Source organism: Phocaeicola sp., from assembly GCF_057861905.1.
Genome location: NZ_DBMACV010000043.1, coordinates 1 through 21,005, shown reverse-complemented (window position 1 = coordinate 21,005; position 21,005 = coordinate 1). Strand labels below are relative to the sequence as shown.

The following is a 21,005-nucleotide window of genomic DNA, read 5'->3' as shown; positions in this document are numbered from 1 at the left end:
GTTTGTACAAAAAAAGATGAACTCATGCCGATACCTTGAGAAAAGCCGGTATCGTGTGTCCGAGTTCATCTGTATCTTTGCTGGAAAGTGAGAGATAGTCAGTGTCAGAGTTCTCCCTTTCGGATAGCTTCCATGATATTGGCTGGCGGGCGCTGTGCCAGCAATTCTTTTTTCATGAAATCCATGTAAGGCGCTACATGGTCGAAGTACTGGTAGTATCCCTTGCACAGATAATTCAGTCCGGGCTCTCCGGAAGCGGTCTTGCAGAAACGGTTCTTCGGACATTCGCCGTTGCAGGCAAACAGATACTGGCATTCCTTGCACTGCGTAGGCAGCTTTTCCGATTTATCGCGACCGAATTGCAGTTGTTTTTCGCTGTACATCATTTCTACCAGCGATTTTGAATAGATATTGCCCAGCTTATATTGTGGAAAAACAAAATGGTCGCAAGCATATACGTCACCGTTAAATTCCATGACTCCCGCATGCCCACAGTTCTTTGCCAGTGTACAAATGCCGGGCTGTTCGCCTACCCAGTTGGCAAGGGTTGAGTCGAATAGCTGGATAAAATATTCGCCTACGTCATTTCGTACCCATTCATCGAATATGGTGCAGAGAAAGTTTCCCCATTGCTCGGGAGTAACCGAGAAGTCGGTTAGCGTTTCTTCAGCTCCTTCTTCTACCGAGGCAAGATAGCGTCCGTCGGCATGTCGGAAGATACGTTCCACAATCGGAGTAAACTGAATATACCGGCAACCTATTTCCTTAAAGAAATGATAAAAATCGAGCGGATAGTCGGCATTGAAATCGTTTACGACAGCCAGTGCATTCCATTCTACCTGATGTTTGTTCAGCAGATTGATTCCTTGCATGACCTTGACAAACGAAGGCTTTCCCTGTTTGTTTTTCCGGTATTCGTCGTGGAACTCCTGTGGCCCGTCGATGGAAACCCCTACCAGCCAGTGGTTATCGTGAAAAAAACGGCACCAGTCGTCGGTCAGTAAAGTACCATTTGTCTGGATGCAATTGTCTATGCTTCTGCCTCTGCCATATTTCTTTTGTAACATTATCACCTTTTTATAGAAATCGAGGGGACGCATCAAGGTTTCTCCGCCATGCCATGTAAAAAGAACCTGTGGCATGGTCTGACTCTCTATGTATTCTTTGATGAACTTTTCCAGCAGCTCGTCACTCATGATTTGCTTGGGAGTGTCCTGATAAAGTTTGGCCTTTTCCAGATAGTAGCAGTAGTGGCAGGCCAGATTGCATAGTGAACCGGCTGGCTTTGCCATGATATACATCGGGCGTGCAAACGGGGCGAATGTAGTCATAGTATGATGGTTTAGTGTGATGTTAGCTGAATGGTAATTATATGTGTGAAGATTATTCTAAAGTGATGCTTCGTACGTGTACTTGCTGGTGCAGGAAAATAGATGCAGCTTCCTGAAATTTTTCGACCGATTCGGTCGTGAGAAACTCGCAGCTTCCCCCTGCCGTACAGCGGGTCCTTATTTCGGGATGACGGCGAAGGTAATCTTTCAGGCTATGTGCTACGTATTCTCCCTGAGCAACGAGGCGAATATGTGGCGGAGTAAACTGACGTATCTTGTCCATCAGCAGGGGATAGTGTGTACAACCTAATATAATGGTATCTATTTCCGGATCTTGTTCCAGCAATTGGTTGATGTACTTACGTACAAAGTAGTCGGCTCCCGGCGAATTGAATTCGTTGTTTTCTACCAGTGGAACCCAGAGCGGGCATGCTACTCCGGTGAGTTGTACGTCGGGATACAGCTTCCGTACTTCCAGCGGGTAGGACTGAGATTTTACTGTTCCAGCTGTAGCAAGAAGTCCGACGTGGCGTGTAACAGTCAGCTCGCCTATACATTCGGCTGTAGGACGAATTACTCCCAGTACTCGCCGGCTTGAGTCAATATGTGGCAAGTCGTTTTGCTGGATGCTTCTTAAGGCTTTTGCCGAAGCCGTATTGCAGGCCAGGATAACCAGCGGGCAGCCTAACTCGAACAGTTTACGTACGGCTTGCAGGGTGAATTCGTAAACGACTTCGAAAGAACGTGTGCCGTATGGGGTACGGGCATTATCTCCCAGATAGATATAATCGTACTGAGGCAGTAATTCACGGATCTTGTCGAGGATAGTCAGTCCTCCGTATCCAGAATCGAATACTCCGATAGGTCCAGTTGTGGAAAACATGGGGAAATTTGATTAAGAGGTGAAAAAAAAGAATTGTCATTGACCTTATCTGTTTCTGGGATAAAGCCAATGACAACTTTATTTTTGTTACGTTGAAAACACGTTTTTACTGAGCAGGAGTTGCTGCCGGTGCTGCAGCCGGAACAGCTGTCAGGCTGATACCTAACTTCGTCTTGATGTCGTTTGTTACATCTTTCGACATTGTTTCGTTTACGTAAGGGATGTCAGTACGGTTCAGGTCGAATACATAAGTATAGCCACCTGCAGTACCAATAGCTTTTACAGCATCTTCCAGTTTCTTATAGATTGGTTCCATCATATCGCTGTAAGCTTTCTGCAGTTGCTGCTGTGCATCCTGCTGGAACTGCATACCTTTATCAGAAAGTTCCTGAAGTTCTTTCTGACGACGTTCCTGAATATTTTGTGGAAGAGTTTTCTGTTCTTGCTGATATTCGGCAAATTTCTTGTTGAACTCATCAGATGCACGTTTGATTTCGTCTTCATACTGTTTCTGCAATGCCTGAATGTCAGTTTGAGCTTTTGCATATTCCGGCATAACCGGGATGATGTCCATAGACTTGAAGTGTGCGAACTTCTGTGCAAATACACTCATCGGAGCGATGAGTAAAAGTAATAAAGCAATTTTTTTCAACATAATCTTATTTGTTTCTATTGTGTTATTAATTTATTTTTGGTTTTACATGTTGTTTATCTTAGACTTTGCAAAAGTATAAAATTAATTTGAATATCCTAATTTGGCAAGGACTTCGTTGCTTATGTCTATACGTGGAGAGGCAAAAATCATGCTTTGTGCCGATGCTCGGTCTATTACTGCATCATAGCTCTTTTGTGTTGCGATTTCCTTTATGGCATTGTATATCGCATCCTGAATAGGGTTGATTAGTTCCTGACGCTTTTTCATGCCTTCACCTTCAGGACCAAAGTATTTTTTGCGCAAGTCGGCTGCTTCTTTCTCCTTTGCAATGATGGCGTTTTCTCGTTCTGTCTTTTGGGTAGCCGACAGCGTAGAAGCACTTTTCTGATAATTATCATACAGTGTCTTGGCTTCTTGAGTCTTTGCTTCTATTTCACTTTGCCACTGTTTTGAAAGGTTCTCCATTTGCTGGTTTGCTTGTTCGTAGGCCGGAATCTGCTTCAAAATGTATTCCATGTCTACCAAGGCAAATCGTTGTGCTTGTGTGGCGATGCTGCACACGAGCAATGCTGCTAAAAAGATGACTTTTTTCATAAGCGATGTTTTTAATATAATGAAGAATGATAAATGAAAAATCTGTCAGCCAAGCCGGCCTCTTGTTTTCAATTTTCATTTCTCATCCTTCAGTTCTTCATTAATTGGTCTTTCTTTTTTAGAATTCTTGTCCGATGATGAAGTGGAACTGACTTCCGCTGTACTGAGTAGAACCATTGATCTTGTCGAAACCATAGGCCCAGTCAATACCCATCATACCAATCATCGGCAGGAAGATACGTACACCTACACCGGCAGAACGCTTCAACTGGAACGGATTGAACTTGCTTACATCGTTCCATGCATTACCAGCTTCTACAAATCCCAGTGCATAGATACTGGTTGAATTTTCCAGCATCAACGGGTAACGTAATTCGGCTCCTAAGCGGATGTAAGCATAACCTTCACTTCCGTACGGAGTCAGAGAACCGTTTTCGTAACCACGCAGTGCAATGGTTTCAGAAGCATAGTTGTAACTGTATCCTGTCATACCATCACCTCCTACGTAGAAGGTTTCAAACGGTGAACGTTTATATTTGTTGAAGTGTCCCAAAATACCAAATTCGGTACGTGTCATAATAACCGGACATTTCTGGATATCCATCAGGGCTGTATAAGTTTTTGCTTTGAATTTCCATTTGTGGTATTCAATCCACTTATACATGCTGGCTGCTTCTTCGTAGTTGTCTTTTCCGTAAGTAGAATAATCTTTCTTACTGAACAGTGAGTAAGGCGGAGTAATCTGTAAAGAAGCGCTGAATTCTGAACCGTAACGCGGGAAGATCGGGTTATCGGTTGAATTACGAGATAATGTTAAATTCAAGCTTAAGCTGTTACAGTTACCGGTATTCATATACTGTCCGTTGTTCAGCATGATGTACAAATAACTCCAGTCTTTCAACATGAATCGCTGATATGACAATTCGGCTGTTAACGTGAAGTAGTCATCCGGCCAGCGAAGACGTTTACCCCAACCTAATGAAAGTCCGAACATCTTGATTGACTTGTCCGGGTCGTAGTAAGACTCGTAGTTATCATAATAACCACCATAGTAGTTTCCGTAACCGCTCAGATAGTTGTAATAGTTGTTCATGTAAGCAGAGTTATAATACTGACTGCTGACATCGGTCTGTACAGAGTAGAATGCTGATACAGATAATGAATTCGGACGTTTGCCTCCGAACCATGGGTCAAGGAATGAAATACTATACGACTGGTAGTACTGACCGTTGGTCTGACCACTGATGGTTAATGTCTGACCATCACCTTGTGGTAGGAAACCACGGAAATTATCGTTTTTGCGGAAGAGGTTAGCAAACGAGAAGTTGGTAAATTTCAAGCTCAACTTACCGATGATACCTGTTTGTCCCCAACCGGCAGAAAACTCTACCTGGTCGTTCGCTTTAGATTCCAGTCCCCAGTTGATATCAACTGTTCCATTTTCGTAGTTGGGCTGTACATCCGGTTTGATATTTTCAGGGTTGAAATGTCCCATCTGTGCAATTTCACGATAGGAACGTTCCAGTGCTTCTTTACTGAATAAGTCGCCCGGACGAGTACGGAGCTCACGACGAACTACGTTTTCATACAAGCGGTCATTACCATTGATGCGTACATGACTAATACTTGCCTGTGGACCCTCGACGATACGCATTTCCAAATCGATAGAGTCGCCGTCGATATTAACTTCTACAGGGTCGAGGTGATAGAATACATAACCTCGGTTATAATAGTTGTTACCGATAGCATCTTCATCGTTACTGATACGGTCATTCAAAAGTTTCTGGTTGTATACATCGCCTCGCTTCATACGTAACTGTTCGTTCAGCAGGTCGGAAGGATATACCGTATTACCTACCCATGTAATATCTCTCAGGTAATACTTGTTACCTTCGTATATTTTCATGTATACATCTACGGCCTTTTCATCGTATGGAGAAACACTATCTAATTCGATAATAGCATCACGATATCCCAACTCATTATATTTATCGATAATCTTCTGTTTATCTTCTTCATATCTTTCGTTGATAAACTTCTTGGCTCGGAACAAGTTAATCAGTTTACCTTTTTCGTTGGTCTTCTTCATGACACGCTTCAACTTCTTGTCACTCAGTACACTGTTACCATCGATCGTAATTTTGTGAACTTTTACCTTGTCCTTTTTGTCGATGTTTACGTCTACATATACTTGTTCTTTGTTTGCAGGATCTTCACGTTCTACGATATTGATTTCAGCATTCTTGAATCCTTTGTCGTCAAAGTGTCTTTTGATAATAATCTTTGCACGGTCTATCAGGTTAGGAGTAATCTGACTGCCTTTAGACATACCCAGCTTTGCCTGCAAATCTTCGCGTTCACTCTTCTTTACTCCATTGAAGCGGATATCAGTGATACGTGGACGTAATGACAGATGGATGAACAAATAAATTTTGTTACCTTCTATTTTCTCTGCTGTGATTTTGACATCAGAAAACAGTCCATGACGCCAATAGCGCTTGATTGCACTTGTAATATCATCACCCGGTACAGTAATTGTCTGACCTACTGCCAGTCCTGATATACCAATCAAGACATAGTCTTCATAGTTTTCAATATCTGTAACCTTGATATCGGCTATTTCATACTTTTTGGGAGTGCCATTGTATAAAATTACCGGCTGGTCATTTTCTGTATTGTTGTTTTCTTGTGCATGTGCCGTTGAAAAACTGAATACACAAGCCAGAGTCAATAGAATGAGGTAAAAACAGTATCGCATTTCTTATTTCAATATTTGTTCACTTGTTTTGCCGAATCGGCGTTCTCTTCGTTGATAATCACAGATCGCTTTACATAGCTCTTCTTCCTTAAAGTCGGGCCAAAATGTATCGCAAAAATAAAGTTCGGAATAAGCACATTGCCATAACAGGTAATTGCTCAAGCGTATTTCGCCTCCCGTTCGTATCAGTAAATCCGGATCGGGCATGAAATTAGTCGCCAGATACTGGTCGATGGTGTGGTCGGTTATAGTGTCTATTTCCAGTTCACCATTGGCAACTTTGCCGGCAATTTGCTTGACAGCCTGGGTTATTTCCCATTTGGAAGAATAACTCAAAGCCAGAACCAGACACATGCCTGTATTTTTTGAAGTACGTTCTATGCATTGATTCAGCCGCTTTAATACGTCGGCAGGTAGTTTTTCAGTTTCTCCGATGATTCGGAAACTGATATTGTTTTTCATAAATGTTTCTTCCTCGATGGAATCCATCAGGAGGCTCATCAAAGCTGCAACTTCATCTGCAGGGCGGTTCCAGTTTTCGGTAGAAAAGGTATAGAGAGTTAAATATTTTACTCCTAAGCGTGCCGCTTCTTCTGCAATGACATGAACTGTTTCCGCACCCGCTTGATGGCCAAACGAGCGGGCTTGTCCCCGTTGCTTAGCCCATCGTCCGTTGCCATCCATGATGATAGCAATGTGGGCGGGTATTCGTGTCTTGTCCACTTGGTCTTTATATAGCATAGCTTTTGAATTTAGATTTATTCCCATTTAGGAAGGAAGCCAAAATGATTTACACGACCTCTGCTCATATAGCCATCGTTCCAGATGATCCAGATAAAGTTGTTCTGGTCTACTACACATGAGTAGCTTCCTTCACCTTTGCTTTTTCCTCTATTATACAAGTCGACGAACGATGTACCTTCTGTAGCAAATGTCATATCTTCCTTTACAGGCTCCCATGTCAGTCCGTTATCTGTAGAATAGAATAATGCGCTAAATGGTGATTTATAATCGGTATAATCTTTACTTGTGATTTCACCACCGAATACATATAAATTCTTGTTATAATAAATGATAGATGGATCTACGATATTCGGACATCTGAATGTGTCTGCTTGTTCGTAGTTGTATGTACTCCACATCCTATCGTTTGTCATTCGTGTGGAAACGAAGCCGGAACCGTCTGCTTTGTCTGGATTATATCCCATAAGGACAGCACGGGTTAAGCTGCTATTATAAGATACAGGCAGGTTGGCAGAGAGGATTTTTTGTCCTTTGTCGGGAAAATCGGTAAGATTGAAATTCTCTGCAGCTCCTGTATTGTTTTGTACATCGTATATGAATGATTCATTGTTGGCAGTACGGGCATAAAGTGAATTGTCTATACTTGCTAAAAGTTGGTCGAGGCCTACCGTTGTGTTGTGAGATCCATATCCACTTTCTGTCAGTTTATACAATGCCTGATTAGCAAGGAAGTAAATATTTCCCTGGCATAATGTAGCCGAATAAGTATCAGTTTGCTGCGGTAATTCGATGGCAGTCCATGTACTTCCCGGGTTGCCGCTTGATACAGTGGTATATTCGGCAACAGCTTTTCCTGCTGATGTTTTTCCGAATACATATATCTTATTATTTGTATAAATGGCTTTTTGTTTAATTAATGAGCCTGAAGTAAACTCACTGCCCATTGGCTCTTTGCTCCATTGTAATGAGTCTGGCTCCTGTTTGTGTACGTTGATTTTTACATGATAGGCTCTTCCTTTAACTCCGCTGTAAGCCCAAACTGTGAAAGCCAATCCTTCAGCAGGAGCAACTGCGAAGTTGATAGAATCAGTTGAAGTCCAAAGTGTATCGTGCGGCTCTGCTCCTTCCGAATCAATCTTACCGTATAAAATATAGTTTGTGTCAGCAGTGAGATTCGTTATTACCCTTGATATATCTGTTCCTACCGGGAGAGAGTCTTTATTCTCTATCGTTCTCATTGTCTGATCGATAGTAAACGGATAATTCGCCATGGAAATAGTATCGGTATACGTAGAATCTTCTCCTTTAGAATCTTTTCCTACTCGTTTAACGTGTAACGTTCCGAGTGAAAATGATGTAATACTGGTTTCCGAACTATAAGTAACTTGCTCAATATCACTGTCAAGACAAGAAGTCATAGTCGACATTGCTGTCAATAAACTAACCAGTAGTATAGGTAAAAACTTTATTTTCATTTATAAAATGGTCTTTGATTACAAGTTGCAAAAGTAGAAAGTTTTTTTTCGAATAGGAACTTTTATGTCAAGTTTTATATAAAATTATGGATAAGCGTAACTTTTTTATCTACGAACTGGCATATTTTTTTGCTTATCTCTCATAATGAGTTACTGTAACACCATCACGTAACAGAAAGTCTTTCTTATATCCGTTGGGTATGACAGGGCTTTTTATGCCATCTCCGAGGATTTTGACAGCGTGTTCTACGTAAATTTCATCCCAAAGTTCTTCGTCTATGAAAGATTGTAACAGTTGGCTGCCTCCTTCTACAAGTAATGCTTGCAACTTGTTTTCGTAAAGCTTTTGTAGTATTTGCGGAAGGATACTCTGGCTAAAGTCCAGTTTAAAATAAGTAACTTGTGGTGTAGAGGCTTTGTCGAGGGCTGTAAATACCCATGTCGGTGTACTTCCGTCGAAGAGTTTCAGTGATGCAGGAAGAGTAAGCTCCTTGTCTATTACCAGACGAACCGGATTTTTCCCATACCAGTTGCGTGTTGTTAGTGAAGGGTTATCCAATAATGCAGTTTTTCGGCCTACCAGAATTGCATGATGTTCTGCCCGCTGTTTGTGTACATACATCGATGTGATGGGGGTAGACAGGACAACAGGCTGGCCTTCTTTTCGGTTTATATCAATGAAACCATCTGCCGACTCGGCCCATTTTAAGGTAATGTATGGACGTTGTTGAGTGTTGAATGTTATGAAGCGCTTGATCAACTTACGGCATTCATCTTCCAATATCCCTACTTTTACGTCGATTCCTGCATCTTTTAACTTTTGGATGCCTCTGCCTGAAACAAGCGAAAAGGGATCGACGCATCCCACTACTACACGAGGAATTCCTTTTCTTATAATTAAATCGGCGCAGGGTGGTGTCTTCCCATAGTGAGAACACGGTTCGAGACTGACATAAATGGTTGATTCCCGGAGCAGACTTTCGTCTTTTACCGAACGAATGGCATTGACTTCGGCATGCCCTTCTCCACAGCGTGCATGATAACCTTCGCCGATAATGCGGTCGTTATGAACAATTACAGCTCCTACCATGGGATTAGGGGCAGCATTACACATTCCGTTGCGTGCCAGTTGAATGCAACGCCGGATATATTTTTCGTCTTTTGTCATAGTCCGTTTCTTTTTTATTCTTACATTTGTACCTATGCATCCTACATATACTTATATCAAGCAATCGCTCGCAGGCATATATTCCGATTCGGAAGCATCGGCATTGGCAAAGTGGATATTGACAGATGTGTTCTGTCTTTCCACAATAGACCTCTATGCGGGCAAAGATATGAATTTTTCTACGAAAGAGTGTGCCAAACTGGAAGATATTCTCTCTCGCCTTAAAAGGTATGAACCATTACAATATATATTAGGTAAAACTACTTTTTGTGGCTTATCTTTTGAGGTTGCTCCTGGCGTATTGATACCTCGCCCGGAAACGGAGGAGCTGGTAGACTGGATTGTGTCAGATTATGCGGATGAATCAGAAGTTCGGATACTTGATGTAGGAACAGGCAGTGGATGTATTCCTGTTGCACTGGCTAAACGTTTGACTAATAGTAGAGTGACATCATGGGATGTGTCGTCTGAAGCCTTGGCGATAGCAGAGCGGAATAAACGTTTGAATGGAGCTGAAATAACCTTGGCTCAAGTTGATATACTCAGCACTACGCTTCCTGAAATTTATACTGACATTTTGGTTAGTAATCCACCTTATATTACAGAAAAAGAACGGAGCGATATGGAACGTAACGTCTTGGACTGGGAACCTGAGCTGGCATTGTTTGTTCCAGATAACGATCCTTTGCTGTTTTATAGAAGAATAGCGGAAGTGGGATGCAATATTTTATCTTCGAAAGGTGTATTATATTACGAAATAAACCGAGCTTATGGTAGAGAAACAGTTGAGCTATTGCAGCAGATGGGATATAAATCTGTCGAATTGCGGAAGGACCAGTATGGTAATGATCGTATGATAAAAGCATCCAGACCATGAAAGAATATACAGAAGACGAGTTGAAATATAAGGCTGAAGCATATTGTTCTACTACAGAACATTGTCCTGCTGAAGTAATGGCTAAGCTTATTCAATGGGGAGCTGATGGAGAAATGTCGGAGCGCATATTGGAGCATTTACAAAAAGAACGCTATGTAGATTCAGTTCGTTTTTGTCGAGCTTTCGTGCGCGACAAATACCGTTTCGCGCGCTGGGGAAGAGTAAAAATTGTTCAGGCATTACGTATGAAACACTTGTCTTCAGAAGAGATTGAAGCTGGAGTGGCTGAAATTGATGAGGAAGAATATGCAAAAGGCCTACGCGATTTGTTGCGTCAGAAAAGTAAGTCGGTCTCGGGGAAAAATGAATATGAGCGTAATACCAAGCTGATTCGTTTTGCAGTCGGTAGAGGATTTACGATGGGTGAAGTGTTACGTTACGTAAAGCAGATAGATCCCGATGAGTTTATGGACTGACATACGAGATTTTTTCTTTCCACGTTTGTGCTTGTCGTGTGGAAGAAAACTGTTAGTGGGAGAAGAAGGACTTTGCATATCCTGCTTTTCGTCATTGCCTTATACTAATTTAGGTAATACCCCCGGTAATGAAATGGAAAAATGTTTTTGGGGACGCTTTCCTATTGTTCGTGCCTCTTCACTCTTTTATTACGCCAAAGGAGGAGATGTAGCTTTGATTCTGTATGCTATGAAGTATCATGGACGTAAAACTCTTTGTTGCAAGATGGGAGAGTTGATGGCAGGTGAGCTGCTTGCTTCCGGCTTTTTTGAAGGAGTGGATTGTTTGCTGCCTGTTCCATTGTATCGTGCTCGTTTACGTCAGCGTGGATATAATCAGAGTGAGCTTCTTGCCAGTGGAATATCAAAGGTTACAGGTATACCTCTTGTTACGGATGCAATAATCCGTTTACGTAATAATGCTACACAAACCCATAAAAGCGGATATGCGCGTTGGAAGAATGTAGAAGGTTTGTTTCAGGCAACTGTAACAGCATCTTGTTTAGAGGGAAAGCATGTTTTATTAGTAGATGATGTGCTGACGACAGGTGCTACGTTGATAGCTTGTGCTGATGCTTTATTTGAACTGAAAAATATAAGAATAAGTGTGCTAACTTTGGCATGGGCAAGATAAATAATATGCTTTCTTTAACTAAAAAATGTACACATATATTTCATATTCACGTAGGATTTACATAATTTTGCACCAACGTTTATCAGATATATTAAGGTTATGAAAGCTTTGGAAAGATTATTTGCAGAGAAATTATTAAAAGTAAAAGCCGTAAAGATTCAGCCAGCTAACCCGTTTACTTGGGCTTCAGGTTGGAAATCGCCTATTTATTGTGACAACCGTAAGACATTGTCTTATCCTACTTTGCGTAATTTTGTAAAGTTGGAATTGTGTCGCGTAATTCTTGAAAAGTTTGGTGAGGTAGATGCTATTGCCGGTGTTGCAACAGGAGCAATTGCTCAGGGTGCTTTGGTGGCAGAAGAGTTGAACCTTCCGTTTGTATATGTACGTTCAAGCCCTAAAGATCATGGATTGGAAAATCTGATTGAAGGTGAGCTTCGTCCAGGTATGAAAGTGGTTGTTGTAGAAGATTTGATTTCTACAGGTGGAAGTAGTTTGAAGGCAGTTGATGCTATCCGTCGTAATGGATGCGAAGTTATCGGTATGGTTGCTTCTTTCACTTATGGATTCGATGTTTCAGTAGAAGCTTTCAAAGAAGCAAAGGTAGAATTGGTAACACTGACCAATTACAATGCTGTTTTGGATGCAGCTTTGAAAACTGATTATATCGACGAACAGGATATTCCGGTTCTTCAGGCTTGGAGAAAAGACCCTGCACATTGGACAGGAAAATAATTCAACGTTAAATATATTGGAGCACGGATTACACGGAGTGCACGGTTTCTCAGCAAATCGTGTTATCCATGCAATCCGTGTTCTTTTTTATGTAAAAACAGCTTATGGTACAATTTGAAAGCACTGTAAAGCATGTTCCTTATAGCCAGGAACGAGTATATACTAAGTTGTCCGACCTGAGTAACTTGGAATCAGTACGTGAACGTCTGGACATGATGAAGGAAAAATTGCAAGGAAAGGTGGAAGATTTGTCTTTCGATCGAGATTCTTTGACCGTGAAGGTACAAGGAATCAGCCTGACTTTGCGTATCATCGAGCGTGAACCGATGAAGTGTGTCAAATTCGAGGGAGATAAGACTCCTGTTCCTTTGAATTTGTGGATACAGATACTTCCGGTTACAGAAGAAGAGGCTAAGATGAAAGTTACTATTCGTGCCGAAGTAAACATGTTTATGAAGGCGATGATTTCGAAACCGCTTCAGGAAGGAGTTGAGAAACTGGCTGATATGCTGGCTATGATACCGTATTAATATTAATCAATAAAAACTATGGCTCAGAAACTTTGGGAAAAGAGTGTTCAGGTAAACGAGGAAATAGACCGCTTTACCGTTGGGAGAGATCGTGAACTGGATCTTTATCTGGCAAAACACGATGTATTGGGTTCGATGGCTCATATCACGATGCTGGAGAGTATCGGGCTGTTGACTGCTGATGAATTACAAGTCTTGCTGAATGAATTGAAAAATATTTATGCATCTGCCGAACGCGGAGAGTTTATTATTGAGGATGGTATAGAAGATGTGCATTCTCAGGTAGAGCTGATGTTGACGCGTAAACTGGGAGATATCGGTAAAAAAATACATAGCGGACGTTCTCGAAATGATCAGGTGCTGGTTGATTTGAAACTTTTCACTCGTGAGCAGCTTAAGCAGATAGTTGAAGCTGTAGCAGACTTGTTTCATGTGCTGATTTCCCAAAGTAATAAATATAAGGATGTCTTGATGCCTGGGTATACTCATTTGCAGATAGCTATGCCTTCCTCATTTGGTTTGTGGTTTGGGGCATATGCCGAGAGTCTGGTTGATGATATGATGTTCCTTCAGGCTGCATATAAGATGTGTAATCGCAATCCTCTGGGCTCAGCCGCTGGCTATGGTTCTTCATTTCCCCTCGATCGTGAAATGACAACTCGTTTGTTGGGATTTGACTCAATGAACTATAATGTGGTTTATGCTCAGATGGGGCGTGGAAAGATGGAGCGTAATGTAGCTTTTGCTTTGGCTTCTGTTGCGGGGACTGTTTCTAAGATGGCTTTCGATGCTTGTATGTTCAGTTGTCAGAACTTTGGTTTTGTGAAGCTTCCGGACGAATGTACTACGGGCTCCAGTATCATGCCGCATAAGAAAAATCCTGATGTATTCGAATTGACTCGTGCAAAATGCAATAAATTACAATCACTTCCTCAGCAGATTATGATGATAATGAACAATTTGCCGTCAGGATATTTCCGCGATTTGCAAATTATTAAAGAAGTATTTCTGCCTGCATTCGATGAGTTGAAGGACTGCTTGCGCATGTCTGCTTATATCATGGATAAAATTAAGGTAAACGAACATATATTGGATGATGATAAATACATCTATATGTTTAGTGTAGAGGAAGTGAATCGTCTGGCAGCAGAGGGTATGCCTTTCCGCGATGCTTATAAGAAAGTAGGGCTGGATATTGAAGCCGGCAACTTTACACATAGCAAAGAAGTACATCATACTCACGCCGGAAGCATTGGCAATTTGTGTAATGATAAAATTACCGAGTTGATGGAAAAAGTTTTGAAAGACTTTAATTTTGCAGCTGTTGAGCAGGCAGAAAAGCAACTTTTAGGTCGTTAAAAAAGTTTTTTTGATAAGAAAACGGGAGAAATGTTTGGAGCTTATTATAAAACTCCCTACATTTGCACCCGTAAACGCGGAAATAGCTCAGTTGGTAGAGCATAACCTTGCCAAGGTTAGGGTCGCGAGTTCGAGTCTCGTTTTCCGCTCTTTTTTTGAAAGGCTGCTCGAATGGTGGAATCGGTAGACACGAGGGACTTAAAATCCCTTGGCCATTGCGGCTGTGCGGGTTCAAGTCCCGCTTCGAGTACTTGCTTAAAGCTCTGTGAATCAATGATTTATGGAGCTTTTTCTTTATGTGTACGGCACTGTACTTTTATCCTGATTATATTCTGTTTATGTGTTTCTGGAGCTCAAAGTTAACCCCAAAGTTAAACCAAGAGTTAAACCAGAATTTATTATGAATGCTACAGTTAATGTGTTGTGTTACAAGTCAAAAACATTAAGTAATGGCGAGCACCCTTTGATGATTCGCGTGTGTAAAGATGGAAAAAAGAAATATGTTAGCCTTGGTGTTTCCGTAAAACCTCAATATTGGGACTTTGAGAAGAATAGACCTAAAAGGAATTGTCCTAATAAGGAGCAGATAAATACCTTGATAAAGGAAAAGGAACAAAAATATTCAGAGCAAATTCTTGATTTTTCTTCCAGAAATAAGGATTATACGTTAACTACATTACTTGAAACAGTTGATTTATCTGTAAAAGCGAAAACAGTTAATGGTTTGTTCATTGAATATATTGAACAATTGAAAAAAGAAAATAGGATAGGGTATGCTCTTTCTGTTCGTCAAGTTTATTCTTCTCTGGTGAAATTCAATGGTCATTTAGACATTTATTTTCAAGAAATTGATGTGAATTGGTTGAAAAACTATGAGTTTTGGTTACGTGGTCAGAAACTTGCAGAGAATACGATAGGCATACGTTTAAGAACATTACGTGTTGTTTATAATTTGGCTGTAACAGAAGGATTGGTAAAACCAGATAATTATCCTTTCAGAAAATATAAAGTTTCACGACTACACACAATAACGGCTAAACGTGCTATTACGAAAGAACAAGTAAAGCAAATAATGTCTTATAATACTGGTTCGTCCTGTTTTTATAAGAAATTGGCTGTTGATATGTTTGCTTTTTCTTATTTGATGGGAGGAATAAATTTCACAGATATGTCTTTGCTGACTAATGATAATATTGATAACGATAGGTTAATATATGTGCGTCAGAAAACGAAAAAGAAAATTATTCTACCATTGTTAGAACAGGCAAAAGAAATAATAGATAAATATTGTGATTCCAAACGAAGATTTTTGTTTCCTATACTTGATAACAAGAACCGTACTCCAACCCAGAAAAAAGACCGCATTTATGATGTGCTTGCTAATATAAATCATCATTTGAATGAGATTGGTAAGTCTTTAGGCATAGAATTGAAAATAACTACTTATGTTGCCAGACATTCTTATGCAACCGTCCTAAAGCGTGCAGGAGTTTCTACAGCTATTATCAGTGAGTCTTTGGGACATAGTTCTGAAAAGGTAACTCAAATCTATTTGGATTGTTTTGAAAATAAACAGGTGGACGATGCAATGAAGAATCTATTATAAAAGGATTATCCCACTTACGGTATTTGTGAGTGGGATTTTCTTTTTTAATTTTGTTCCAAATATAATTTATGAAACCATGCTTGAAGTTACATTTGACATTCCAACGATAAAGAAACTATATCCAGAACTAAATAGATGTTTTGGGTTCACTTATGACGACATATCCAATGAACTGACCCAAGTCTATACCAAGAAAGCATTCAATTTAACACCAGAAGAAAAAGAACTTGCCAACCAGTGTAAATCTGAAAATGGTTGGGGAGTGGATGCTATAAAATTTGCATTAGCCACCAATGAGAATATAGTAGTAACTGTTCTTGAAAATTTTAATCCAACAGCAATCATGGAATCGTATGTTACGGAACTTCATAATGAAAATTTGGTTTCATGTGCATTGATATTCATGGCTGCACTTCTATACAGAAACAGAATAAAAGAAGTCCAAATATCAGAGGGAGAATATGACGATATGCAATATCAACAATATATCCATGAAGTCAGACCAGATATGTTAAAACTCTACATTGCGCTCAATCAGCCCAAGCAGAAAAATGGAAAAGACTTTATTACTGATATTAAAATCGCAGCAGGTGGTAATTCCCCAATACTTATCAATAACAAAGATAGTTGGTTTGAAAACTTTCTGAATAAATACCTGCATCAATATTTAGGAGTAAGTAATCTGGAGGAAGCTCAAAAGGAATTGGATATTATCTACGGAAATAAAAAAGTAGGCAATAAAATGATTGACCCCACTCAATCACTCTATATATGGGGAACATATCAATTGCTACAAAACACACATTTAAAATCCACAAAAGAAAAAGTCCCAACAAGACCACAAGCCAATTTAATTGAATCATATTTGAGAGCAATCGAATTGATAGATACTGATGATGTTACGACTGATGCCAACAATATAAGAAGCAGATTGAATTCATTCCTCAAAAAATATGATACGGTAGAAGCTCTATTAGATTACAAAACGTTCAAATCATCACCTTATAATATAGGTGGAACAAAACTTTGGTAAATAATACTTTTCCTACTTAAAAGGCGGTTCTTGCAGTGGTAAAGAATTGCCTTTTTCTTTGTTCCCTTTTTTACCAATTTGCCCTATTCAAATGCTCTACTTTTGCAGCGCTTTCAGAAAGCTGATAGGCATGTCGCCACAGACTAATCCCTGAAAGTAGAAAAATCATGCAAAAAACAGAATTTCAAAAAGAGATTGAAAAAAGCCTTGAAGCCCTGTTCATCATTAATTCATACGTTCAGAATGTCAGCAATGACAAAGAAGTAACAAAAGAGGTCATTAAAAAGTTGAAAGAAGATTATGGGGATTCGGACAGCTCATTAGAGGATGTAGTAGAGGATTTTATTTTCAACATTGAAGATGATTGGAACGGCATTGTTAACAATTTGAAAGAAGTAGCTTTTGAGATGCAACAAGAGCTGACAGAGTTGTAAATCATTTAATCAACAGTCCTCCCCATAAAGGGGAGGCTTCTTGTGGTAAACAATACATCTAAACTTGCAGACATTCTTTACCAATCGACCAGATGAGAACATCATATCTTTGCAGCGTAATCAAAAAGCCAAGTGCGCATAGGCTTGATGATTGGATGATAAATTAAAACCCAATAAAGACAAACATGATGAAAAATACTAATAACAAATTGGTTGAAAACGTAAACGCAGTAGAAATTAATCAAAATAATAAGGATATGAAACAAGAAGTAACTTATAAAACAGTAAAAGCCAATATCAATGGCACAGTAGAAAACATAATTTTGGGATATTCCACCTATAACATGGAAAGACCTAAAGATAAAGCAGACCTGATTTCTCTTATTGATAAAGAGAAAATGCTGGACGTAATTTTCCATTTAGGAAATGCTGATATATTCTGGAATGAGGAAATAGAGTTGAAAGATGCAAATGGAAATATCATTCCTAAAGACACACCAAATGTTTATGTTCCATGCGATACCGCTGATACTTATTGGAGATTTGAAGTAGATGAAATCTTACAGAATGTTGAGATTCATAAATTTAACTCTCTACAGGAATACGGACAGGCTATTGGTAACACTACACTTTATAGCCGTAAACCAAACAATGTGGAATCATTAGGTTTTGCATCCATTGCATCCAAGAATCAAACTTACAACTCTATCTATAACTTTGCTAAGAAGCACGGCATTCCTATGAATACTGCCATGTCGTTTTTTGATGTAAAATTAAAACAAACTCAAACAATGCAGTTGGCTATGGGCTTAAATGTAAAGGATATTCCTGAGTTAAAGAGAACGGAAGAAGAAGCAGAACAACTAATTGAATCAGTTGAAATGGTTTTTGGCAAGCAGGAAAAAGGTAAGAGATATGCCATCAATTCCATTAATACGGTCATACATAAGTTTGATATGGAAACTGTGCTGTATGCATTGGCTAAAATCCCAGCAGCACTGGTTACAGCTTACAAAATAAGCGAATGCCATGAAAAGGAAAGCTGTCTGGTTGCAGAACTGGTACTATTCATCAGTGAAATGCAGGAAAAACAGGCTGCTTAACTAATTGGAAGTCCATGTGACAGGTGGGCTTCTCTACTCCAATTTTTATAGTTTGGCATTTCAGCCCTATAGAACTATCTCAATTCACCTCTTTTATAGACTTTAGACATATTTGAAGTTCTATAATTATGGTTACTGCTAACAGATTTTTAAAAGCCAACAATATATGATAACCAAGTTAGATATTCAAGAGAAAGATGGATTCCTTATCATGGAGGACTTTCCTGCAAACTGCATTTTTAATAAGGTCAAGACGGGTTGTGGTGCTACTACCATAGCACTTACTAATAGTGAGAATTATATCATCGCAGTTCCAACCACTGAACTTATTGAGAACAAATGCTATCCTATTAAAGATGCAGATGGTAGTATGAAGTTCTGGAAGAAACATGAACGTAAAGCAGGATTAAGTCCAGTAATTAGTAATTTGTTTGGTTTATATGGGAATTTCACCTATGAGCTTAAACGGAAATTAAAAGACTATTTATCTATTACTGGAATAAAGAAAATCATTTGTACTTATGATAAAATAGATAAGCTAGTAGAATTTATCAATCCTAAGGAATTTAAATTGTTAATTGATGAATATCATAATTTCCTTAAACAGTATTCATTCAGAGATAAAGCCATCAACGGTGTACTGGCTCATTTCAAAGAGTTTAAATCTTATTGTTTTCTATCTGCCACTCCTATTCCAAAGGATTTGAAACCCTCTATTTTCAACGGTATTCCAGAATACATTGCCAATTGGAGTGAATCGGATGAAATTACCGTTTATCCTTACCATACGGACAAGCCTTATATGGTAGCAGCCAAGTTTATCAAAACCTATCAGACTAAAGGCTATCTGAATGTAAACGGCATTGAGAGTAGGGAAGCATATTTCTTTATCAATAGCGTTACCGAGATAAAAGCCATATTAAAACAAACACAGCTAACAGGAGATGATTATAGAATAATCTGTGCCGACAATCCTAAGAACAGAAGTACTTTAGGGAGTTATACTATATCAAGCTCTATCGATGCTCCCAAAAGATTCAATTTTATTACTTCAAAATCATTTGAGGGAGTGGACTTCCACTCTGAAACAGGACTTTGTTTTGTTGTAAGCAATGTACAAAACAGACATACTTTGGTAAGCATTGATATGGATATACCACAAATTGTAGGAAGAATCAGAACCAAGTCCAACCCATTTAGAAATAAGGTAGTCCATATCTTCAATACTAAAGCTACTGACCATTATACGACATTTGAAGAAATGGAGCAGATAGTGGACAAGGAAGTTAAAGCTGCACAGGAAAGGGCTGATATGCTTAATAATGCCAAGCTATCAGAACCTGCAATCAAGCAACAGGTTAATGAGATTAAGAAAGTTGGGGTTGAATCTTACCTATCTTATCAAGAGAATAAATTTATCGTTAATGATATGGTAGCCAAGTTGCAGCTTTACAGTTACTATATTGCTACTGTGGTTTATCAATCGGATAAATCATTAAGAGAAACTTATGCTCAGTCTGGAGTAGTAACGACTAAAGGTAAATGGCATATCGCACCTGAGAAGTTTGTCAAAGAGTTAATTGTAAAGCCACAATTCAGAGAATTACATAAACGATATTGTGAAATCAAAGCAAATCCAATGACATTTGACTTACAAACCATTGATATAGAACATGAATACCCTATTTTAGGCAGGGCTTACCGTAAGCTGGGAATACAAGAACTGAAACGTTTACGGACTATCAAATCTATAAAATTAGCTTTAGGTGAAATTTGATATTTAATATACAAGAGGGGGCATACCACTATTTTATCCCCCTCGTGGGCAATTTTAAAAAAAAGAATGCTTTAAAAACGTTCTCTGATAGCTGACTAAAAAAAGAATGCTTATTAATAAGAAAACTGGCACGATGCACTATTACCATAGCTAATGGAATAATTTACTAAACTCCTCACTTCAAATAAAGTCTTTTTAGGGAAAAGCACAAGAATAGCCTAAGATACAAACGAAGAAATTCATTTGTGTTTTAGGCTCGTTCTTGTTTAATCCATTCAATCAATAATCATTTAATTCAATTACATTATGAGAGATTTAGTAATTATGCCATCTATGGCACAGAATCGTGAGAGAATGAATTTGGGTGAATATGCAGAAGAAGCTACCATTATCATGGACGAGCCAGTAAAGCCAGTCAATCATTTTATCGAAGCCAACACACAGGAAGTAACTTTGAATCATCTTAGACATGATTGCATTACTCCAGTGTTCTCTAAAGACAATGAGCTTACAATCAATCATGCTCAGTTTGTGGAAACAATACAGGATGCAGCACAATCTTTCTTTAGTGGTGAAAAGGTGGAACAGGCTACAATCAGAACAAGCCACATTATTAAAGGAAGAATCCCAGAAGCAATTCATAAGCCAGCCAATCAGCTTTTGGAATCTGACAAGACTATCTACTATGAAAGGGCAGCTTTCAGCATTGATATTCCCACCATATATGAAACAGTGGGAGGAAACAAGCTAAATCTTTCCATCGTAGGAGTAAGAGCTTACAACCAGATGAATCT

At 39.3% G+C, this 21,005-nt stretch carries 20 protein-coding genes and 2 tRNA genes; 14 read left to right on the top strand and 8 right to left on the bottom strand.

The genetic code is table 11. The features are described 5' to 3' along the window. Positions 1 to 104: 104 nt before the first annotated feature. The 8 genes from ACZM60_RS09540 to ribD all read right to left on the bottom strand — a co-directional run bounded on the left by ACZM60_RS09540 (position 105) and on the right by ribD (position 9,608). Entirely contained in the window at positions 105 to 1,331 is a 1,227-nt protein-coding gene (locus ACZM60_RS09540; protein WP_489521372.1) for an anaerobic sulfatase-maturation protein, read from the bottom strand. A gap of 52 nt (positions 1,332 to 1,383) precedes the next feature. Next, positions 1,384 to 2,214 (bottom strand): glutamate racemase, encoded by an 831-nt coding sequence (gene murI / locus ACZM60_RS09535; RefSeq protein WP_021970089.1) that lies wholly within the window; start codon positions 2,212 to 2,214, stop codon positions 1,384 to 1,386. Positions 2,215 to 2,320: 106 nt separating this feature from the next. Then, entirely contained in the window at positions 2,321 to 2,869 is a 549-nt protein-coding gene (locus ACZM60_RS09530; RefSeq protein ID WP_340318674.1) for an OmpH/Skp family outer membrane protein, read from the bottom strand. An 81-nt stretch (positions 2,870 to 2,950) separates the two neighbouring features. Continuing rightward, positions 2,951 to 3,463: an OmpH/Skp family outer membrane protein gene (locus ACZM60_RS09525; protein WP_021970091.1), complete on the bottom strand. Its 513-nt coding sequence runs from the start codon at positions 3,461 to 3,463 to the stop codon at positions 2,951 to 2,953. 118 nt (positions 3,464 to 3,581) lie between these two features. After that, a complete protein-coding gene (bamA, locus tag ACZM60_RS09520; RefSeq protein WP_489521371.1) occupies positions 3,582 to 6,221 on the bottom strand; it encodes an outer membrane protein assembly factor BamA in 2,640 nt (879 codons plus the stop codon). Between the two features lie 3 nt (positions 6,222 to 6,224). After that, positions 6,225 to 6,962 carry an isoprenyl transferase gene (locus tag ACZM60_RS09515; protein ID WP_021970093.1) on the bottom strand — a complete coding sequence of 246 codons (738 nt, stop codon included), beginning with the start codon at positions 6,960 to 6,962 and terminating at the stop codon, positions 6,225 to 6,227. A gap of 17 nt (positions 6,963 to 6,979) precedes the next feature. After that, a complete protein-coding gene (bamI, locus tag ACZM60_RS09510; RefSeq protein WP_489521370.1) occupies positions 6,980 to 8,440 on the bottom strand; it encodes a BamI family beta-barrel-assembly machinery protein in 1,461 nt (486 codons plus the stop codon). Between the two features lie 133 nt (positions 8,441 to 8,573). Further along, a complete protein-coding gene (gene ribD / locus ACZM60_RS09505; RefSeq protein ID WP_418586529.1) occupies positions 8,574 to 9,608 on the bottom strand; it encodes a bifunctional diaminohydroxyphosphoribosylaminopyrimidine deaminase/5-amino-6-(5-phosphoribosylamino)uracil reductase RibD in 1,035 nt (344 codons plus the stop codon). A 34-nt stretch (positions 9,609 to 9,642) separates the two neighbouring features. Here ribD and prmC point away from each other — a divergent pair, with 34 nt between their 5' ends. From prmC to ACZM60_RS09435, 14 genes are all read left to right on the top strand, one after another. Then, positions 9,643 to 10,485: a peptide chain release factor N(5)-glutamine methyltransferase gene (gene prmC / locus ACZM60_RS09500; protein WP_489521369.1), complete on the top strand. Its 843-nt coding sequence runs from the start codon at positions 9,643 to 9,645 to the stop codon at positions 10,483 to 10,485. Continuing rightward, positions 10,482 to 10,961 carry a regulatory protein RecX gene (locus ACZM60_RS09495; protein WP_340318677.1) on the top strand — a complete coding sequence of 160 codons (480 nt, stop codon included), beginning with the start codon at positions 10,482 to 10,484 and terminating at the stop codon, positions 10,959 to 10,961. Before prmC ends, ACZM60_RS09495 begins: the two co-directional genes overlap by 4 nt. Next, positions 10,945 to 11,634, top strand: a complete 690-nt coding sequence (locus ACZM60_RS09490) for a ComF family protein (protein ID WP_489521368.1) — start codon at positions 10,945 to 10,947, stop codon at positions 11,632 to 11,634. The genes ACZM60_RS09495 and ACZM60_RS09490 overlap by 17 nt, the downstream gene beginning before the upstream one ends. Before the next feature lie 99 nt (positions 11,635 to 11,733). Then, positions 11,734 to 12,369, top strand: coding sequence for an orotate phosphoribosyltransferase (gene pyrE / locus ACZM60_RS09485; protein ID WP_021970099.1), 636 nt, complete (start codon positions 11,734 to 11,736; stop codon positions 12,367 to 12,369). Between the two features lie 104 nt (positions 12,370 to 12,473). Then, the gene (locus ACZM60_RS09480; protein ID WP_489521367.1) at positions 12,474 to 12,899 is read left to right on the top strand and encodes an SRPBCC family protein; all 426 of its coding nucleotides are present in this window, start codon (positions 12,474 to 12,476) and stop codon (positions 12,897 to 12,899) included. Positions 12,900 to 12,917: 18 nt separating this feature from the next. Then, a complete protein-coding gene (gene argH / locus ACZM60_RS09475) occupies positions 12,918 to 14,258 on the top strand; it encodes an argininosuccinate lyase (protein ID WP_489521366.1) in 1,341 nt (446 codons plus the stop codon). A gap of 76 nt (positions 14,259 to 14,334) precedes the next feature. Further along, positions 14,335 to 14,407, top strand: a tRNA-Gly gene (locus ACZM60_RS09470). A 16-nt stretch (positions 14,408 to 14,423) separates the two neighbouring features. Beyond that, a tRNA-Leu gene (locus tag ACZM60_RS09465) sits at positions 14,424 to 14,508 on the top strand. A gap of 150 nt (positions 14,509 to 14,658) precedes the next feature. After that, positions 14,659 to 15,864, top strand: coding sequence for a phage integrase SAM-like domain-containing protein (locus tag ACZM60_RS09460; RefSeq protein ID WP_472451507.1), 1,206 nt, complete (start codon positions 14,659 to 14,661; stop codon positions 15,862 to 15,864). Between the two features lie 25 nt (positions 15,865 to 15,889). Further along, on the top strand, positions 15,890 to 16,897 hold the full coding sequence (locus ACZM60_RS09455) for a hypothetical protein (RefSeq protein WP_489521365.1): 1,008 nt from the start codon (positions 15,890 to 15,892) through the stop codon (positions 16,895 to 16,897). Between the two features lie 167 nt (positions 16,898 to 17,064). Next, a complete protein-coding gene (locus ACZM60_RS09450; protein ID WP_204482947.1) occupies positions 17,065 to 17,331 on the top strand; it encodes a hypothetical protein in 267 nt (88 codons plus the stop codon). 185 nt (positions 17,332 to 17,516) lie between these two features. Then, on the top strand, positions 17,517 to 18,434 hold the full coding sequence (locus ACZM60_RS09445) for a hypothetical protein (RefSeq protein WP_294594507.1): 918 nt from the start codon (positions 17,517 to 17,519) through the stop codon (positions 18,432 to 18,434). Between the two features lie 166 nt (positions 18,435 to 18,600). Continuing rightward, the gene (locus ACZM60_RS09440) at positions 18,601 to 20,211 is read left to right on the top strand and encodes a hypothetical protein (protein WP_489521364.1); all 1,611 of its coding nucleotides are present in this window, start codon (positions 18,601 to 18,603) and stop codon (positions 20,209 to 20,211) included. A gap of 306 nt (positions 20,212 to 20,517) precedes the next feature. Next, the coding region (locus ACZM60_RS09435; protein WP_489521363.1) for a DUF3871 family protein at positions 20,518 to 21,005 on the top strand (488 nt) is incomplete at its 3' end.

Bases quoted from the DNA above. Each gene is read 5' to 3' on its own strand.
- ACZM60_RS09480 (WP_489521367.1), top strand. From the start codon at position 12,474: ATGGTACAATTTGAAAGCACTGTAAAGCATGTTCCTTATAGCCAGGAA.
- ACZM60_RS09440 (WP_489521364.1), top strand. From the start codon at position 18,601: ATGATAACCAAGTTAGATATTCAAGAGAAAGATGGATTCCTTATCATG.
- ACZM60_RS09540 (WP_489521372.1), bottom strand. From the start codon at position 1,331: ATGACTACATTCGCCCCGTTTGCACGCCCGATGTATATCATGGCAAAG.
- murI (WP_021970089.1), bottom strand. From the start codon at position 2,214: ATGTTTTCCACAACTGGACCTATCGGAGTATTCGATTCTGGATACGGA.
- ACZM60_RS09490 (WP_489521368.1), top strand. From the start codon at position 10,945: ATGAGTTTATGGACTGACATACGAGATTTTTTCTTTCCACGTTTGTGC.
- pyrE (WP_021970099.1), top strand. From the start codon at position 11,734: ATGAAAGCTTTGGAAAGATTATTTGCAGAGAAATTATTAAAAGTAAAA.
- ACZM60_RS09515 (WP_021970093.1), bottom strand. From the start codon at position 6,962: ATGCTATATAAAGACCAAGTGGACAAGACACGAATACCCGCCCACATT.
- argH (WP_489521366.1), top strand. From the start codon at position 12,918: ATGGCTCAGAAACTTTGGGAAAAGAGTGTTCAGGTAAACGAGGAAATA.
- bamI (WP_489521370.1), bottom strand. From the start codon at position 8,440: ATGAAAATAAAGTTTTTACCTATACTACTGGTTAGTTTATTGACAGCA.
- bamA (WP_489521371.1), bottom strand. From the start codon at position 6,221: ATGCGATACTGTTTTTACCTCATTCTATTGACTCTGGCTTGTGTATTC.
- prmC (WP_489521369.1), top strand. From the start codon at position 9,643: ATGCATCCTACATATACTTATATCAAGCAATCGCTCGCAGGCATATAT.
- ACZM60_RS09530 (WP_340318674.1), bottom strand. From the start codon at position 2,869: ATGTTGAAAAAAATTGCTTTATTACTTTTACTCATCGCTCCGATGAGT.
- ACZM60_RS09450 (WP_204482947.1), top strand. From the start codon at position 17,065: ATGCAAAAAACAGAATTTCAAAAAGAGATTGAAAAAAGCCTTGAAGCC.
- ACZM60_RS09460 (WP_472451507.1), top strand. From the start codon at position 14,659: ATGAATGCTACAGTTAATGTGTTGTGTTACAAGTCAAAAACATTAAGT.
- ACZM60_RS09445 (WP_294594507.1), top strand. From the start codon at position 17,517: ATGATGAAAAATACTAATAACAAATTGGTTGAAAACGTAAACGCAGTA.
- ribD (WP_418586529.1), bottom strand. From the start codon at position 9,608: ATGACAAAAGACGAAAAATATATCCGGCGTTGCATTCAACTGGCACGC.
- ACZM60_RS09495 (WP_340318677.1), top strand. From the start codon at position 10,482: ATGAAAGAATATACAGAAGACGAGTTGAAATATAAGGCTGAAGCATAT.
- ACZM60_RS09525 (WP_021970091.1), bottom strand. From the start codon at position 3,463: ATGAAAAAAGTCATCTTTTTAGCAGCATTGCTCGTGTGCAGCATCGCC.